Source organism: Jutongia sp. SJQ-6, from assembly GCF_054161275.1.
This window is the reverse complement of record NZ_CP195314.1, coordinates 2,344,312-2,361,573: the sequence shown is the minus strand read 5'-3', so window position 1 is coordinate 2,361,573 and position 17,262 is coordinate 2,344,312. Positions and strand designations below refer to the sequence as shown.

17 protein-coding genes are annotated in these 17,262 nt (G+C 43.0%); 2 read left to right on the top strand and 15 right to left on the bottom strand.

Going from position 1 to position 17,262, the window contains the following annotated elements:
- Nucleotides 1-86: 86 nt before the first annotated feature.
- From ACSAJE_RS10760 to ACSAJE_RS10750, 3 genes are all read right to left on the bottom strand, one after another.
- Nucleotides 87-1,721 (bottom strand): class I adenylate-forming enzyme family protein, encoded by a 1,635-nt coding sequence (locus ACSAJE_RS10760; RefSeq protein WP_458009039.1) that lies wholly within the window; start codon nucleotides 1,719-1,721, stop codon nucleotides 87-89.
- A 150-nt stretch (nucleotides 1,722-1,871) separates the two neighbouring features.
- Nucleotides 1,872-2,519 carry a type I phosphoribosyltransferase gene (locus ACSAJE_RS10755; RefSeq protein ID WP_022025107.1) on the bottom strand — a complete coding sequence of 216 codons (648 nt, stop codon included), beginning with the start codon at nucleotides 2,517-2,519 and terminating at the stop codon, nucleotides 1,872-1,874.
- Nucleotides 2,520-2,615: 96 nt separating this feature from the next.
- A complete protein-coding gene (locus tag ACSAJE_RS10750) occupies nucleotides 2,616-5,072 on the bottom strand; it encodes a glycogen/starch/alpha-glucan phosphorylase (RefSeq protein WP_458009038.1) in 2,457 nt (818 codons plus the stop codon).
- A 165-nt stretch (nucleotides 5,073-5,237) separates the two neighbouring features.
- On the opposite strand from ACSAJE_RS10750, the gene ACSAJE_RS10745 reads away from it, so the two are divergent.
- On the top strand, nucleotides 5,238-5,645 hold the full coding sequence (locus tag ACSAJE_RS10745; protein WP_022025105.1) for a protease complex subunit PrcB family protein: 408 nt from the start codon (nucleotides 5,238-5,240) through the stop codon (nucleotides 5,643-5,645).
- Between the two features lie 9 nt (nucleotides 5,646-5,654).
- On the opposite strand, the gene ACSAJE_RS10740 is transcribed toward ACSAJE_RS10745, so the two are convergent.
- The 11 genes from ACSAJE_RS10740 to ACSAJE_RS10690 all read right to left on the bottom strand — a co-directional run bounded on the left by ACSAJE_RS10740 (nucleotide 5,655) and on the right by ACSAJE_RS10690 (nucleotide 15,141).
- A complete protein-coding gene (locus tag ACSAJE_RS10740; RefSeq protein ID WP_458009037.1) occupies nucleotides 5,655-6,590 on the bottom strand; it encodes a DUF6382 domain-containing protein in 936 nt (311 codons plus the stop codon).
- Nucleotides 6,577-6,996, bottom strand: a complete 420-nt coding sequence (locus ACSAJE_RS10735; RefSeq protein WP_458009036.1) for a TadE family protein — start codon at nucleotides 6,994-6,996, stop codon at nucleotides 6,577-6,579. The genes ACSAJE_RS10740 and ACSAJE_RS10735 overlap by 14 nt, the downstream gene beginning before the upstream one ends.
- Nucleotides 6,993-7,424, bottom strand: coding sequence for a prepilin peptidase (locus ACSAJE_RS10730; protein WP_458009035.1), 432 nt, complete (start codon nucleotides 7,422-7,424; stop codon nucleotides 6,993-6,995). Before ACSAJE_RS10730 ends, ACSAJE_RS10735 begins: the two co-directional genes overlap by 4 nt.
- Nucleotides 7,425-8,150 carry a hypothetical protein gene (locus tag ACSAJE_RS10725; protein ID WP_458009034.1) on the bottom strand — a complete coding sequence of 242 codons (726 nt, stop codon included), beginning with the start codon at nucleotides 8,148-8,150 and terminating at the stop codon, nucleotides 7,425-7,427. It abuts the gene before it with no gap.
- A gap of 179 nt (nucleotides 8,151-8,329) precedes the next feature.
- Nucleotides 8,330-9,988 carry a DUF5702 domain-containing protein gene (locus ACSAJE_RS10720; protein WP_458009033.1) on the bottom strand — a complete coding sequence of 553 codons (1,659 nt, stop codon included), beginning with the start codon at nucleotides 9,986-9,988 and terminating at the stop codon, nucleotides 8,330-8,332.
- A gap of 109 nt (nucleotides 9,989-10,097) precedes the next feature.
- Nucleotides 10,098-10,295, bottom strand: a complete 198-nt coding sequence (locus tag ACSAJE_RS10715) for a Flp1 family type IVb pilin (protein WP_022025099.1) — start codon at nucleotides 10,293-10,295, stop codon at nucleotides 10,098-10,100.
- 15 nt (nucleotides 10,296-10,310) lie between these two features.
- Entirely contained in the window at nucleotides 10,311-11,639 is a 1,329-nt protein-coding gene (locus ACSAJE_RS10710; RefSeq protein ID WP_458009032.1) for a hypothetical protein, read from the bottom strand.
- Nucleotides 11,640-11,662: 23 nt separating this feature from the next.
- Entirely contained in the window at nucleotides 11,663-12,475 is an 813-nt protein-coding gene (locus ACSAJE_RS10705; protein WP_458009031.1) for a type II secretion system F family protein, read from the bottom strand.
- Nucleotides 12,476-12,481: 6 nt separating this feature from the next.
- A complete protein-coding gene (locus tag ACSAJE_RS10700) occupies nucleotides 12,482-13,753 on the bottom strand; it encodes a CpaF family protein (RefSeq protein ID WP_458009030.1) in 1,272 nt (423 codons plus the stop codon).
- Complete coding sequence (locus tag ACSAJE_RS10695) at nucleotides 13,705-14,655, bottom strand: hypothetical protein (protein ID WP_458009029.1); 951 nt, start codon at nucleotides 14,653-14,655, stop codon at nucleotides 13,705-13,707. The genes ACSAJE_RS10700 and ACSAJE_RS10695 overlap by 49 nt, the downstream gene beginning before the upstream one ends.
- Nucleotides 14,656-14,880: 225 nt before the next feature.
- On the bottom strand, nucleotides 14,881-15,141 hold the full coding sequence (locus ACSAJE_RS10690; RefSeq protein ID WP_458010069.1) for a pro-sigmaK processing inhibitor BofA family protein: 261 nt from the start codon (nucleotides 15,139-15,141) through the stop codon (nucleotides 14,881-14,883).
- A gap of 126 nt (nucleotides 15,142-15,267) precedes the next feature.
- On the opposite strand from ACSAJE_RS10690, the gene ACSAJE_RS10685 reads away from it, so the two are divergent.
- Nucleotides 15,268-15,612, top strand: coding sequence for a DUF2508 family protein (locus ACSAJE_RS10685; RefSeq protein ID WP_118506950.1), 345 nt, complete (start codon nucleotides 15,268-15,270; stop codon nucleotides 15,610-15,612).
- On the opposite strand, the gene ACSAJE_RS10680 is transcribed toward ACSAJE_RS10685, so the two are convergent.
- Nucleotides 15,497-17,236, bottom strand: coding sequence for a S8 family peptidase (locus ACSAJE_RS10680; RefSeq protein WP_458009028.1), 1,740 nt, complete (start codon nucleotides 17,234-17,236; stop codon nucleotides 15,497-15,499). The two genes, ACSAJE_RS10685 and ACSAJE_RS10680, sit on opposite strands and share 116 nt — an antisense overlap.
- Nucleotides 17,237-17,262: the final 26 nt, after the last annotated feature.

The window sequence follows — 17,262 nt, the reverse complement described above, 5'->3', positions numbered from 1 at the left end:
TGGTAGTTTTCTAAACATTATAACGACGTATGTTATTTGTTTTATGCTTAGTTTCCTAAGCATTGTTACAGCGTATGCTGGTTATTTTATGCTTGATTTTCCTGTGCTACCAAGCGATCCGCGCCATACATTTTACGTAGTTTTGGTTTCTCAATCTTCCCGGTTGCATTTCGCGGAATCTCACTAAAGATAATTTCCTTTGGTCGCTTATATCGCGGCAATTCCATACAGAATTCTTCGATTTCCTCCTCTGTGCAGCTCATACCATCCTTTACTTCGATGATCGCTGCAGTCTTCTCCCCTAATCGACGATCCGGAAGACCGATCACCGCTACATCCTTGATCTTATCGTGTCTGCGCATGAAATCCTCAATCTGTACCGGATAAATATTCTCACCGCCACTAACGATAACATCTTTTTTACGGTCGACCAAGAAATAAAAACCATCCTCGTCCTGCATTGCCATGTCTCCGGTATACAACCAGCCATCTTTTAAGGTTTCTGCAGTTGCTTTCTCATTGTGATAATAACAGGTCATGACACCCGGACCCTTTACACATAGTTCTCCGACTTCTCCCTGCTTCACTTCTATGCCCTGCTCATCAACAATTTTGCACTGCCATCGATATCCCGGCACACCGATTGCACCGACTTTATGTATATTTTCAACACCAAGATGCACACAACCCGGTCCTGTCGACTCGGACAAACCGTAATTGGTATCATATGCATGATTCGGAAAATATTCTTTCCAACGTTTGATCAAAGAAGGCGGCACCGGCTGAGCGCCAATATGCATCAAGCGCCACTGCGATAACTCATAATCTTCCAGCTTCAGATCTCCACGATCCAACGCATCCAAGATATCCTGAGCCCATGGCACTAACAGCCAGACAATCGTACACTTTTCGCTAGAAACGGCAGATAAGATCGTATCCGGCTTCGTTCCTTTTAATAACACCGCCTTGCTGCCTGCAACCAAACTTCCCATCCAATGGAACTTGGCTCCGGTATGATATAATGGCGGAATACACAAAAATACGTCATCTCTGCCTGTACTATGATGTTTTTGTTCCATTTCAGCGGCCTGCGTCAAGCTCTGATGTTTGTGTAAGATCGCCTTTGGAAAACCTGTTGTTCCCGAAGAAAAGTAGATTGCTCCATAATCATCTTCTGTCAGCGGGATATCAGGTGTTTTACTGGAACAATCCGCAACAAGTTCATGATAACTCTCTGCAAAGTCCGGACAGCCGTCCCCAACATAGATCAATAGTCTTCCTTTGCTCAGTTTTTCTGCATTTGCCTCGATCCGTCCGATAAACGCAGGCCCGAATACGATCATATCCACTTCGGCAAGCTCTGCACAATATAAGATCTCCTCTGCATCATAACGAAAGTTAAACGGCACTGCTATTGCTCCTGATTTGAGCACTCCAAAATAAATAGGCAGCCATTCCAAGCAATTATACATCAGGATTGCTACTTTATCGCCTTTTTTTATTCCTCGACTAAGCAGCAGGTTTGCAAAACGGTTTGCCTTTTCGTTAAATACCCCCCAAGTAATTTCACGTCGATACGGTTCGAAACGAGATGGCTGGATCAATTCATACTCTTTCCAACTCGTTCTCCTTGTATCTTTTTCATCCGGATTCAATTCCACCAACGCAACTTCATTCGGATATAGTTTTGCATTTCTTTCCAAAAAATCTGTAACAGGCATCCTTTTTTCCTATCCTTTCTCCGTACTTTTTAAATATAGCATTCTCCTATCACTGAAAGAAAAAACCGGCACTATCACGTGCCGGTTTAGATTCCGTGGTAGTCGCCCGCAGCCATCCACTGCATCGGGTGACTTCTCTGCTATATTGTGTTAAATTTTCGAATATCCATAACTGTTTACGATAGCATCCAGTTTACGTTTCTCTTTGCAGTATGGGCATTCACTTGGCAGATAATTCTTGTAACTACCAACATCATCTACATGGTAGATTGAATGAACCGGAATACCTTCAACCTCATCTACAGCCGTAAAGATCGCCGATACCCCCTGCACATTACCGCCATAATATCGAATTGCCTGTATGCTCTGCTCAACTGTCTGTCCGGTAGTCGCACTTGCTAACAGTAGTACGACATGCTTGTTGGTAAGCATAGCTTCAACATTATCGCGAAATATGATCTGTCCACTTGTATTGATCTCGGGAGTAACAATATTCACACATTCATGTGTATTCATGGACATAATCCCTGCGTCTGTAAGCTCTTCTGCCAAATATGCTCCTATAACTTCACAGCCATCCATGCACACGATGGTATCTACCGCTTTCGTATGTTTATATTCCCGCACAAATTCTTTCGCTACCAGCTGCGCTTCTGTGTGGCGACACTTTATCGGTGTGATATCAAGGTAATAGTTGATATGTGAGTGATTGGTTGCAAAGTGACCAGGATATGCCTTCAACTCGATCTTTCGATTTGCTTTTGCCGGTATTTTAACCTGTCTGTCCAACATGCTCATAGTCCTAACCTCCTTTATGTAGTTAATATTCATATGAGTATTGCCAGACGAAATATCCTTTTTCCTCTGGCAATACCTTACGTTCTAATTATATGATTATTCCGGTAACTCTACCGTAACTTTCTCCAAGTGCCACAACTCTGTTGCATACTCTTCAATCGTACGGTCGGAAGAGAATTTACCACTCTTAGCTGTATTGAGAAGCGCAGACTTAGCCCATGCATCTTCATTTCTGTAAGCTGCCTCTACACGCTGCTGTGCCTCCGCATAGGAACGGAAATCCTTCAAAATAAAGTACATATCCGGACGTCCGCCGTTGCCATCGAGCAAAGAATTGTAAATATCACGGAACTCTTCCGGATTACCCGGTGCATACGTACCATCAACTAACTGTGTCAGCACGGCACGGATGTCTGAATCCATGTTGTAGATTTCTCTTGGATTGTACTCATTGTTGTGCTCATATGCAATAACCTCGTCTGAGGACAGACCAAAGATAAATGCATTTTCCTCACCGACTTCCTCGACAATCTCTACGTTCGCTCCATCCATAGTTCCCAGTGTCAATGCACCATTTAACATAAACTTCATATTACCGGTACCTGATGCCTCTTTACTGGCAGTGGAAATCTGTTCAGATACATCTGCGGCTGCGAAAATGATCTCTGCATTCGATACACGATAATTTTCGATAAATACCACTTTGATCTTATCATGAATACTCTTATCATTATTTACCACATCCGCAACACTATTGATCAATTTAATGATCTGTTTTGCGACATGATAACCTGCAGACGCCTTAGCACCAAAGATAAATGTACGTGGGTAGAAATCCTTATCCGGATTTTTCTTTAACTCATTGTACAGATACATTACATGCAAAATATTTAATAACTGTCTCTTATACTCATGCAGTCTCTTAACCTGTACATCAAAAATCGAACGTGGATTAACCTCAACTCCATTATGTTTCTTGATATACTCTGCAAGACGTACCTTATTCTGATACTTAATGTTCATGAATTCCTTACGGCTTAATTCATCCTCTGCATATACGGCAAGATTATTAATATGAGACAGATCTGTGATCCACTCATCACCGATCTTCTTCGTAACCCAATCAGCCAGCAACGGATTTCCATGAAGAAGGAAACGACGCTGTGTAATTCCATTGGTCTTATTGTTAAATTTCTCAGGCATCATAAGATAGAAGTCTTTTAATTCCTGATTTTTTAAGATTTCTGTATGTAATCTGGCAACACCATTAACAGAGAAACTTCCTACAATTGCCAAGTGTGCCATCTTAACCTGTCCATCATAAATGATAGCCATGCGTTCTACTTTACCATAGTCTCCCGGATATGCAGACTGGATTTCTAAAATAAAACGACGGTTGATCTCTTCAACGATCTGATAAATTCTAGGGAGAAGACGTGAGAACAGCTCTAACGGCCATTTTTCAAGTGCTTCTGACATAATTGTATGGTTTGTATATGCGCAGGTCTTCTTAGTGATTGCCCATGCCTCATCCCATTCCAAACTATACTGGTCCATCAATATGCGCATCAACTCTGCTACCGCAACAGTCGGATGTGTGTCGTTCAATTGAAAACATACTTTTTCATGAATCTTACGAATGTCATCATGGTTTTCCATATATTTTGCAACTGCAAGCTGTACACTTGCGGATACAAAGAAATACTGCTGCTTTAAGCGAAGCTCTTTACCTGCCATATGATTGTCATTTGGATAAAGCACCTCACAAATCGTACGTGCAAGATTCTCCTGCTCAACAGCTTTCTGATAATCTCCTTTGTCAAAAGAACTCAAGTTGAATGTATCAATTGCCTCTGCATCCCATATACGCAGCGTATTAACCACATTATTCTGATAACCAACGATTGGCATATCATATGGTACGGCACGAACACTCTGATAATTTTCCTGAACAAACTTGTCCTTACCATTCTCATCCTTGCGGATCGCTACATATCCACCAAACTTAACTTCTACCGCATATTCCGGACGTTTGATCTCAAACGGGTTGCCATCTTTCAACCAATCATCCGGCTTCTCAACCTGATAGCCATTCTCAATCGCCTGCTTGAACATTCCATATTTGTAACGAATTCCACAACCGTATGCAGAATATCCTAATGTTGATAATGAATCTAAGAAACAAGCGGCTAAACGTCCCAAACCACCATTACCAAGTGCTGCATCCGGTTCCTGATCCTCGATAACATCCAAATCTAATCCCAGCTCTTCTACAGCTTCCTTAATTTCTTTATTTCCCTTCAGATTAATGATTATATTGCCAAGAGCACGTCCCATCAAAAATTCCATAGACAAATAGTATACTGTCTTGACATCCTTCTCTTCGTATGTCTTGTGCGTTGCCATCCACTGGTCAACAATAAAATCTTTTACCGCATATGAAACCGCCTGAAACAACTGTTGCTGGTCAGCTTCCTTGATTGTCTTACGAAATAAAACCTTTACGTAATCCTCAATTTCTTTTTTGAATTCTTCTTTGTTGATTTCCTTCATTCTCCTAGGACCTCCTAAAATTGCCGACGCCAAAAGAACTCTCGTCCTCCCGACACATTATACTCTGCACGCTTATTATATACTATTGTAGTACAAAAATCAAATTGAATATATATTCTGACCCCCGCATAAAATATCAATAACAACGAGTAGGAGCAATTGTTTATGCGACACTTCTATCGTATGATGACTGTGATCATTTTAACCTGTATTATGCTTTGCGGATGTTCTAAGGAGAACCCTCCCGACAAGATTGCAGATGCAGACTTCACGGTAATAACAGGTTCCGACATTCCAGAAGAGCTGCAAAGCCTTATCAACGAGCGCAAAAAGAATCCGTTTTCACTTACTTTCACCGATCAATCTTACCTTTATGTTGTCAGAGGCTATGGCAAGCAGTCTTGTGGCGGCTATAAGATCACGGTAAATGATTTTTGCAAGCGAGAGGATGGACTGTATTTTGATACCGAATTATTTGGTCCCAAAAGCGACAACCCTGATGAGCGCAGTTCCTATCCTTATATTGTTATCAAAACAGAATATGTCGACCTGCCGGTCAGTTTTTCAAAATAGTTAACATCGTCAACAGATGTCGTATGTTATATCAGAAAACGAAATGAGATCTCCAGGATTACATGTTGTTCTGACATGTGGCATAAGTTGCTCTCCGTTTAAGAAGGTTCCGTTTGCAGAGTCACAGTCTTCAATCTGTATTTGATCGTCATCAATATACAAGACTGCATGCTCTCTGCTAATATAATCTATCGGAATGCAAACATCCTCTGTCTGTAGACGTCCTATGTGCACCTCCGATTTTAACAGCGATATAACAGCAGGCACACATATACTCTGCAGGGTCTGTTGTGGTAAATCCCGCTTTCCGTGAAGGGATAGCTGCAATTTACTATCAGTTTTCGGCTGCAAGGTTCGAGACACATCTTTTGGCTGTTTTGTCTGTTCCTGCGATACGCTCTGCTGTCGTATTATATGCTCTGCCAATTCTGCCATGGTGCATCTCCGTTCACAAACCATATCATACAAGCCATAAAAAGAGGCCGTGGCAGTTCTGTTTGAGTGCAATATCCGTTTCATTAAAAATTCCATGACGGCTCGCACTCCCTCTGCGATCTCCACATCATGATCCGGATGGTAACAGAGCCATATTCTGCTGTTGTCCCGACTTAAAAATACCATTTGTTCATTTAATACAAACTGTTCTGCCGATAAAAAATACTGCTCTGCCCCCTGTACTGTCTGCAGCAATGAAAGCAGGATCTTCAACGCCTTGTCCACAGATAAGCCGGCTTCTGCATACATCGATTCCAGCGTTTGCATTTTATTTACTTCATAGTAGACATGCAGCCTTTCATCAATGTACTGCTGGCTTATGGGCAGAACACCCCGAATCTGGTTGTACTGCATCATCTTGAATCCGATATCTCCTGACCATCGCAGTGCAGTTTCTTCGTCTGCTGCAATGGTAACATACTTTCCGGTACCCTGTTCAATCTCTATCATCAGATTCTCCTTTCCGGCGAAATCGTACTATGTCCGATGGCTGCTGTTCATCCCATTCCAAACAATACACGGAATTTTGACTATCAGCAAAAAAGATTGCTGTAAGATCATTCTGCCATACAGATTCCAGCTTTGCCTGCCCTCGCCACACCGTCCTTTTGTGGGAAATTGCTGTTTCCGTCACATTCCCCATCCAGAGATTTTGCTGCAAAGTGCGCTTCCACTCCTCGTTAGTTGGCAATTCCTCTCCAGTATCACTGTATTGTATCAATCCGTTCTGTATATTTGCCTGCAGAACACACTGATCATGCACCCAAAATAATGCGTATAATAATACAAATACGACACCTAATACTATCGGGATGACAAATGCCGCTTCAACTGTATAACCTCCTTTCCACCTCATTGCAACACCTCTGCAAACAACACCACTCCTACCCCTACCAGCAAATAGGGTGCCAATGGGATCTCCAGATCTTTATCAACCCGGCAAACCATATACAAAATGCAGGCTGTAATAAAAACCATACTAAATGTCACCAACAGAACAAGCATATTTTGCCGCATCCCAAGTGCCAACTGTATCATGCCGATCATAATCGCATCACCTGTGCCAATTTTGTCTCTGCTTGCAATGCATAGCAATTCAAGGAACGTACATAATACTGCTGCTCCCACAATTCGAATCGGCGTAAGGCATCCCATAACGCCCAATGTCACAGCGATATACAATGTCGTGACCGCCACGACAATGGCAGGTATCCTTCGATAACGCAGATCATATACGCTGCATACGCCTAATGTCATTAACAAACTACTGTTTACAAATACCATCTACTCCCTCCCACATTTACTGCACGCGGGCAAATCCCCCACCTGCGATTTCTTTAATTTACGGATAGAACGACGCAGTCCCGCACAATCTTTCTCCTTATGATATCTATCACCATACGGCGTAATATACCATTGCATTTGTGCTGTTAGCTGCTGCCCATCCGCACACAACTCACATGCTTTGTACTTGCCGCCCGAACGATTACGTTCCTTTTCCACTAATTTTCCTGTTACCTGACGGATCCCAAGCTTTAGATATGTACAATCCAATCTAAGATGGTACACTGTCCCATTTCGGGCAAGATAGACGCAGCTATCCGCTGCTCGGTCTGTACTGATCATAGAATGTCCACTATAATTGTGAAGCGGCATTCTTTGATACAGCGTTATTTGAAACCACTCACCGATCATCGGCACACTTTTTCGCCATATACACTCACAAGTTCCGCTGTCCCCTGATATTTTCCAGTTTACCAGCCATTTATCGCCCTTATCCGTTTGAAGTATTGGTGTTCTAACGCCCAAACTTTCATATCGCTCTGCCACCGTTACCAATTGTTCCTGAATCTGCCTCTGCTCCTGCAAAATCTGAAATAGATACAAAAAGCTGCAAAACACTAAGAAAAAAATAGGAACAACAAATGTTGCTTCAACCGTCAATGCACCACGGCACATGGTCAACCTGCTGTAATAATCCATGTTAGGATCTTGTTTGTTCTGATGCACCCAAATTACCACCTGCCTTTCCCAACAGATTTGCAAAAAGTCGAGCAGGACATCCTCTGACATTAGGTTATGCAAAAGAGAGTCTGACCTATGATAAAGATTTTAATTCTTAGATTGTAAGCGCAGAAATGCCAGAGAACATCCTGCTCGACTTTTTGCTGTAACAAACAGCACTTCTATTAATATTGATACATCACCTCTAACTGTCGCTGTTCCTGCACAACGCCCAATTGGGACATACTCCAGAACAAAGACTGCCGATATACCACTTTCACTTTTGCCAGATCAATACATTGATCGATACAAAAAGTCTGGTTGTATCGCTCGCGAAGATCCGTCTCGATCAATGATATTGCTCGTTCCCGCATACTTTTCTCCGCAGTTAAAGCCATAAGCATCCCTAAATACTGCATATATGACATCGCCTTTCCCGTTATGACACCACCGCCTTTCTTGTATATTTCTGCTTTTTTTCGCAAAAAGCTCTTTGAAACCATACATATTTCCGAATAACGCATTTGAAAAGATGCGTGCTGTTTGAATAATGGCACCTTATAACCACATAATAATGCAGTTATATCAATCAAGCTCTCCTCGACTGCCAAAATCAATAAAATAGTCTGGTTGATTGCTTGTATGACCGGCGGAAGACCTGTTGCCCCCGCAATTACAGTCGCAGTGGCAAGACTTTCTGCTTTCAACTGCTCATCCGCATTCACGTACGCATAATTGATCATTGTACGTAAAAGTAACATGCGATTTACAATACCAAGCATACAGTCCTTTTCGTTTTCTTTCCCTTCGATCAGATATTCTAACCCGCATCTGGTCGACCGATTGCGATCCGTTGTATAGCAAGAAAACACACAAAAAGCATAACGCATAAGTAATAGTTTTTGTCCTGCTGGTGTTAAATTGCCCTGCAGATTAAAACTTTCTTTTGTACTCAAAAGTTCTTTTAACAGACCCGCCGCTTGTCCGATACTCTTGGCTTGCTGATCCTCTCCCGACAACTTCTCCGTGTCACACACCAACTGCAAGATGCCGTCTCTCATCAAGTCACAAAAACTTTCTAGCGGATCACCATTTGCATGATCCTGCGTTGCCATACCGTCATCCCCATCCATGACATTCCCATAGGATTCCGTTTTTCTAACCGATTGCTTATTTGCTTCCGCAAACTGTCCCCCTTCCCCATCAAACCTCCTATTTTCCCCGGCAAACTGACTGTCTGCCTTATCAGACTGTTTCTTTTTTTTAGGCGATGTTTTTTCCGGATCATCCATCTCCCCTTTCTCATACTTTTCGGTCTGCTCCAGTGATTTTGACCACACCGTGGTACCCTCTCGAAAAAGATCACGCAAACTATCTACTCCCACCTTTGAGTTTGTGGAATCGCCCTTTGTAAATAACCGATCCAAAACATCTTCTACCGTTTCACTTGCTAAATACAACTTAATCTGACGATACAACTCCTCGCGGTCTGCCACACTCTTTATGTCCGCAATTGTGCAGGAAATGTCATGGATGCGATATAAGTCAATATTTGCGGAAGACGCTGCCTTATCCTGCTGTCCCAAAGCTGTCTGCAACTGCCTTTCGATATTTCGCGACAATTCATCCTGATTCTTCTGACTATATCCTCCATAGCCAAACAACCCATAATCTTCATACAATTCTCGATTGTATTCTCCAAACACTGCATATAAAGCTCCTTTGGCCGAAAGTCTGGCATAACTTTCCCCTGTCAAAAAACGTACGTTCTCAATTGTGACTAGAACTAATGACAAGATCATCCCAAACAGCAGCGTCATAAATACGGTAATTGCACCTTTCACAAAACACATCCCTCCTCCACTTTCGGTTCCCTGCAAAATACATCCACCTTCACCCTTTCGGGATTGCTTCAGAAAACTTCCTCTCACTTCCACACCTCAAACTTATGCTCTACTTCTTTTTGATCGATATTCCTGTATTGATCTTACTCGCACCGGAATTAATCTGTTGAAATGCGTTTGTCACAATCGCCGTAATCTGCTCTCTGAAAATAACAACCAGCATGATCAACACAACCAAAATCAATATGATCTCTACAACTCCGATTCCCGATTCGTCTTTCCAAAATTGTTTCCATCTGTTCTTCATATTCTTTCCTTTCTGCTACATGGAGCGAAATGCTGCATATAAAATCATCACAAACACAATCAGCAGCATTAACATCATAGGAAACAGCATTTTTGTTCCTGCCTTTTCTCCTGCCTCCTTAGCCTGTTCCTTGCGTTTTTGAAACGCATCCTGTGCTTCCTGTTCCAAAAGGCGCAACATATCTGCTGAACCTTTCCGAAGATTTTGTGTCAAAAGTGCACTGAATTTCATATAGCAAAGAATGCCTGTCCGCTTTGCAAATAATTCATAGGCACGTTCTTCACCCATTCCATTCTGCATCTCACGTTCTGTCACACTCATCTCCTCATACAAATAACGTTTTGCTTGCTTTCTATCCAGACCCGATTGATAATCGTCTGTCATTTTGATCCATGCGCTCTTGATCGTCATGCCGGCCCCCACTAACAGAACAAACTGTTCCACCATTTCCGGGTAATCCTTACATAGTTCCTCATCCCGTTTACGGACATTTTGCTGCATCTGACTATTGTAAAGCAGCATTCCTGCAATCGCTGCCAAGATCATCCCCACCACGCATGGCACCAAATAAGAATCTGTTTTATCACGATAAGTAATCTCTCGTCCCTCCACCCTTGTCGGAAGAAGGATTCTTTTATCGCTTGCAGTATCCTCAAGCCGCTTATTAAATGCAGCCTCCCATTTTTGAAGCCACTGTTCAAACTTTGTCCGTTGTGGCGGCTGTATGGTTAATTCTAAAACGACACTCTCCTGCACATCTTCACAAGACAACTCTGCAGTGATTTCTGTTTTATACGGCTTAATAATCTCAGCCCATACAATCTCGCCATTATCTGTAATCAATCCCTCCTTATCTAACTGCCATGCCACTTGCACCATTGTATCCGGAACTGTTTCTATCAGATTTAATGAAGATGTGATATTATCCGCCGAATTATTTTCACCAAGATATAACTTTTGCACCTTTTCTCTCGCGATCGCAAATTGCTCCTTGATCTCATGCTTTGTCAATTTACGTGCAGGAAGTTTAACCGTATAATCCTGCTTACCATCCTCTGTCTCAATCTGCATTTCAATGGTCTTATCCCTGCCACCAGCCTCAGAACGCTCCATCATATTTCCATGCCAAATCTCATGCTTTTTTGATGAAGATATAACAAACAATGCACATAACACTCCTGCGACCACCATTCCGGTCAATGCATACCTGGCACTCTTTCGAAGAAATATTACAAACAATTCCTCCGTTCCTTTACCAACATACAACTTAGATAACGATGTCAACTGTTTCTCGCAAAACCTTGAACGCAGCCACGATATGATAACTGAAAATGAATGTTCCAATTTGTTTGATCTTCCCTGATAATTCATATCTCAATACGACTGATGCGATCGATCCAATATGCTGCTGCCAGATAAACAAGTAAAAGAACTGCCATAACAGGGCGTCCTTCCCAACGATATAACGGATCTAAAAATCCCGGAGAGAACACCCAGAAATACAATATAATGGCTAACGGCATGAGTTTCATAATCTGTGCCTCCATTTGTTTTCCTGCGATCATCACCAATATTTCCCGTTTGACCTCCATTTTTTCACTAATCCTATCTGCAGTCATTCTTGTAATCGCTATCAAATCTCCTCCTGTTCTCTTTGCAATATGTAAGACTTGCGCAAAACGCATAACGTCCTCCACCTGCGTCAATTGCCCAAACCGATAAAAAACCTCTTCTATCGGTTGATTTAACTGCAATTCATATGACATCCTCTGCATCTGTGGCACCAAAACGGAATGTTCCCCGTAAAGCAATACCAGATCTTTTTGTGATTCTTCCAAAGCATTTTCCATAGAATAACCGGCCTGTAATGCGGCTGCGATTCCCTGTAATCCTTCACGAAACTCGATACTGACCTGGTTTTGCCAGCGTCTTTTGGCTCGTTTCTTCTCTGTGATCACGCCATAGATCGCAGTCGCCAAACTCACAAGTACACACAACCATAGACTTCGAAAGAAAAGTAAAACAATTCCAGCCCCCTGTATGCCCCATATTCCAAAGCATTTGATGAGTTCGAAATATCTGCTGCGTCCTTTCACCGAATCACCCCTTTTGTCGAAATGTACTGTTGCATTCCCTCCATCAGATCTCCTGCCTATAAAAATATTACGATTTTCCATCATCTTCCTCTATCCACAAGGAACTTTCACACCTGCTAATTCTAATTTTGTGGTCTGACTTAATTTAGCGCCCGTCCACTGCAGATTTCCTACGACAGTTCCATCCTCTGCTTCCCCTCGTTCCTGAAATTGAAATATGTCCTGCAGAACAATATGCCCTTCCTGCATCCCTGCGACCTCGGCTATCGTTAAGACTTTCCGGCTGCGATCACGCAACCGCCCCAATTGCACCACAATATCAATTGCAGAAGCTATCTGGCTGCGTACTGCTTCAAGAGGAATGTCCATCCCCATAAGTACCAATGTCTCCAATCTGTTCAACATATCCTGTGGACTATTGGCATGCCCTGTAGACAAACTTCCATCGTGTCCGGTATTCATTGCTGTCAGCAACTCACACGCTGCTGCATCTCTCACCTCTCCCAAAATGATTCGATCCGGCCGCATGCGCAATGCTGATCGCAACAAATCCCGAATAGATACTGCATTCTTACCCTCCAAATTAGCCTCCCTGGCTTCCAGTCTGACTAAATTGGCAATTCCCTGTATCTGCAGCTCCGCAGAATCCTCTACGGTGATCAAACGTTCCGTCTCCGGAATGAAGCATGACAGTGCATTTAAGAAGGTAGTCTTTCCGCTGCCGGTACCTCCACTTATAAATATGTTGTATCCGGCTATAACAAGACTTTTTAGGAATTCTGCCGCCTCTCGTGTTATCGAGCCAATCTCGATCAATGTTTGGATCGTGATCGGCTGATTCGGAAATTTACGAATTGTCAAAATAGGTCCATTGATTGCAACCGGAGGTAATACCACATTTACACGTGATCCATCCTCCAACCTGACATCCACAATCGGACTTGCTTCATTGACAACACGATTCATTCTGCTGACAATCTGTTGAATAACATCCTCTAATTTCGACTGACTGGAAAAACTATGTGGATAGCGGTATAGTCTTCCCGCCTTTTCGATAAAGATTGTCTGATAGCCATTCACCATGATCTCTGTGACATCATCTTGTTCCAGAATTTCCTGTAAAATATCCAATTTACGCAGTGAATTAAAAATCCCCTGTATCATTTCCTGTTTCTGAGTAACGGAAAAATACATTTCATGCCCCAGATCAAGCACCCGCTGCTGGATCATGTCCTTGATTTCTTCATCAGAAACAACACGTTCGCGATTCATGCATCGGATAATATCTTCCCTGATACACTCCTTGATCTTAGTCAGATCCTGCCGCGATTGACTGCCACATACTGCATCTTTGCCAGACACTCCTCCAATCCCTCCTTTTTAAGCAATGCCTCCCAGGATTTACACTTGCATTGCTGAGATCTCGTCGCAGGCTGCGGCACGAATAACTTATCCATGCATTTCAACAATTCCATCGAACCATCCCCGAAAAATCCAATATCAAAGACAACCTTTTCATACTCTGTATCTTCTGCCAATACGAGCAGCAGTCGTTCCAAGTCTTTCGCAGATAATTCATACAGATCCCTGTAATCCTCCACTGCAGCAATCCCTTCTATTGTTCCAATGCGACGAATAAGCGACTGTAACTTGACCGCTGTTTTCTCCTGTCTTTGCCGCAGAAAAAAGATCAGGTCTGACATTCCTCTGCACATATTGGCATTCCATATGTCATTATTGCGCTCATCATCTGTCAGAACCTTTCCATCAAACACTTCAAAGTTCAGATAAAGACAACGGGTCTGTGCACTATACTTTTGAGCCAATTGTAGTGCCATCGATGTCACACCAGCTCCACCATACGGTGCAAATACTCCGACAAACTCCGTCCCCTTCATCTGCTTTTTGGGAAGGGGAACCTTAAGTTCCTCATCGTCAGCCACGATCGCCAGCACCTCCTGCAACATACTTTCCGCAGATTGATACTTAAACAACACGGCCTGTCCATTGTCTTCTCTGACACATTGTCCATCGGACAGCAATATTAAGCGGTGAATACCATGGTTGATCCCGCGAAACAGTTCCCAGTCCCGCTCTCCGGTAATCAACAGCTCCGTTCCCTGTCCTATCAAAAATTTGCGCAGGCTCTCTTCACTTGTAAACAACCGAACATCAAACAGATTCTTCTGATGCTGACAAAAATAGTCAGCCAAACGTCTCGTATAACCTTCCTCATCATACATTGCTACAACGATCTTCTTCACCTACACACCTCCCATTTACAACTTGACAGTAAGATTACAGTTCCCATTCGTATCTTCACCGTCTCCGTCCCTATTCGCTATCCCAAGCTTTCCGACTGCAGGTACTCCCAACATGCCTTTGCACTCCTGCAGACATCAGCTTGGTGAAGCGTGCCGCAACTATAGCACCCCACTTCCGGCCCTGTCAACCGGTACAATTTTTGTGCAAATATACCAAATCTATATCTAGACTATTAGTAAAATCCAACGAAAACAGTATAAAAGGAACACCCCTGCCAACCCGAAAAATGCCGAAATTGTCAGGCTGATTTCGTTAATATTGACGATAAGATTTTCGTTCAGATAACACATGAAAAAATTGCAGACATATAGAACAATAAGGCCTGACAGACATCGGAGCAACACTTCCGAAAGGTACTGCATCCAGGACAAAGCCCCATACCCAATTACCTTGACCACCAAAAACGCAATTACCACAATCAACATGGCAAACATAGCAATCTACCCCTTTCTTTCTGTCATTTTTTTCAGATAACACTATATATTTATTCGTTTTATTCTTTTTTAGGACAGGAATAAATTAACAGTATTTGGTCTATACTATTACAAAAGATGGAGGTAGAAAGGATGAATGTAGCCATGAGATTATTGGAAAAGAAAAAGGAACTTCCCAAAAAAGAAAAGTTCCTTAAAAAATCATTATTAGAAGCACAAAAAAATCTGACAGATGCGTATGCCGGGCTGGATTCTGTGCAGGAGCCTGACTTGATCGACAGTTACATCTATCAATTGAACGCTGCCTATCTGCGTTACCGCGTACTTTTGCGCGATGTAAAAGCACTTACTTCGGACGAAGTGCATCAAACACCCCATATAGATTCAGAAATCCATATCCCCACATTCGATTTGGAAACTCGCGCCCTGTCCGATCTGTCCCCCGGATCAAATACTTTTTAATAGTTGTCGTATCCATGGACAAGTCGTTGCGTTTCACGATACCCCATTCTGCCAGTAGGGCTACTGTGCCCGCCGTCAAAGCTGCAGCAATGCTGGAACCATTTCGCATACCATAACGTGCCTCTTCCGCTCGCTGTCTCTGCGTATCTGCCGGCGTCATTCCGGTAAATGCAATTGGTCCTAAAACTTGAATGCCCGGTGCCGCCACGTCCGGCTTGATGTAATCATCACGACTGAAACCACGGCTGGAATCAACTGCAATGCCACGCGTTGTTGAATCATAATAAGCCACTGTAATAACTCCAAGATTATTCGCCGGATCACAGATTGTCGTATTGGGATCTGAACGCAAAAATCGTGTATCTCCCGGAAGTAATTCGTACATCGGCAGCCATATATGAAATCTGCCCGGCATATTTTGTTCATTAAAAACACGAATTTTCCAAACACCTTCCTGCGGCTGCAAAAAACGCAGCAAAATACATTCGTCCCCGTTTTCCTGATCGATCAAAAGATTCTGAATTTCCACGACTGTATTTTCAAATAGGAAAGAAATCACTCGCTTTTCTGCCTGTCTCGGCACCGTTTTTCCACTATATTCGCCGCTTGGTGAGATCAAACCTATCGAAAATACCTGCGTTGCATCGCTCCACAGCTCCATCACAAATCCGTCTCTTCCCTCGGCAACCTCTAACTCAACCTCTTCGCTGCCTCCCTGCAAAATAACGCCACTTTCATAGTGTCTCGCTGTGTTCGCCTCATTCCCTGCTGCCGTTACCACAAAAGTCCCGCGATAATCCCCATAATCCCGCAGTAATTCTCCAATCACACCGCCACGGACATGACCTCCCAAATTCGTACCAACACCAAGGCACAACACAAGAGGCATTCGCATTTGCACTGCTTTCTGCCAGAGGTAACAAACGCCCAAAATCAAATCTCCTTCACTAAAACAAGTAATTTCCGAGGATATCTGATAATAATCTCTTAAATTTTGTTTTGCCTGCTTACATTTCACAACACAGATTGCTGCAGAAGGTGCCACTCCTGAAAATTGCCCATCTTCCGTCTCGTTTCCACAGGCAACTCCTGCCATAAATGTTCCATGCCCCTCCGTATCTCGGCTCGGAACGATTTCATAAGGATTGCTCGCCGAGATTGCTTCATTGATCTGTTCATTGCTATACTCACAGCCATACGCAAAACCTTTCGGCTTCTTCTCTCCACCTTCTATCGTTTGATCCCATATACTTAAGATCCTGCTAGTCCCGTCTGCATTCATAAACGCCGGGTGCGTATAATCGATCCCCGTGTCGACAAACCCTACCAATACACCATTTCCAAACAATTCGAGTGCCGGAAGTCTTCTGACTGCCGACACTCCTATTTCGTTCAATATTTGTTCCGAGGAGAGCAGGCCGTAGCAACGCGGCCTTTGTAGAAAACGTGCACGAATTCCCGCATCCTCAACTGTTGCCGCTTGATAGATCACTGCAAACCTCCGGCTGGCGAATTGCACACAATCCGTATCATACCACTGCTTGATCAATGCTTCGTCACCAGTGTGTTCTATCAAATAATCCTGATATTCATTGGAATAAATCTGCTGTTCACAGTCGGTCATAGGTATTTCACCTCACAAGGAAATAC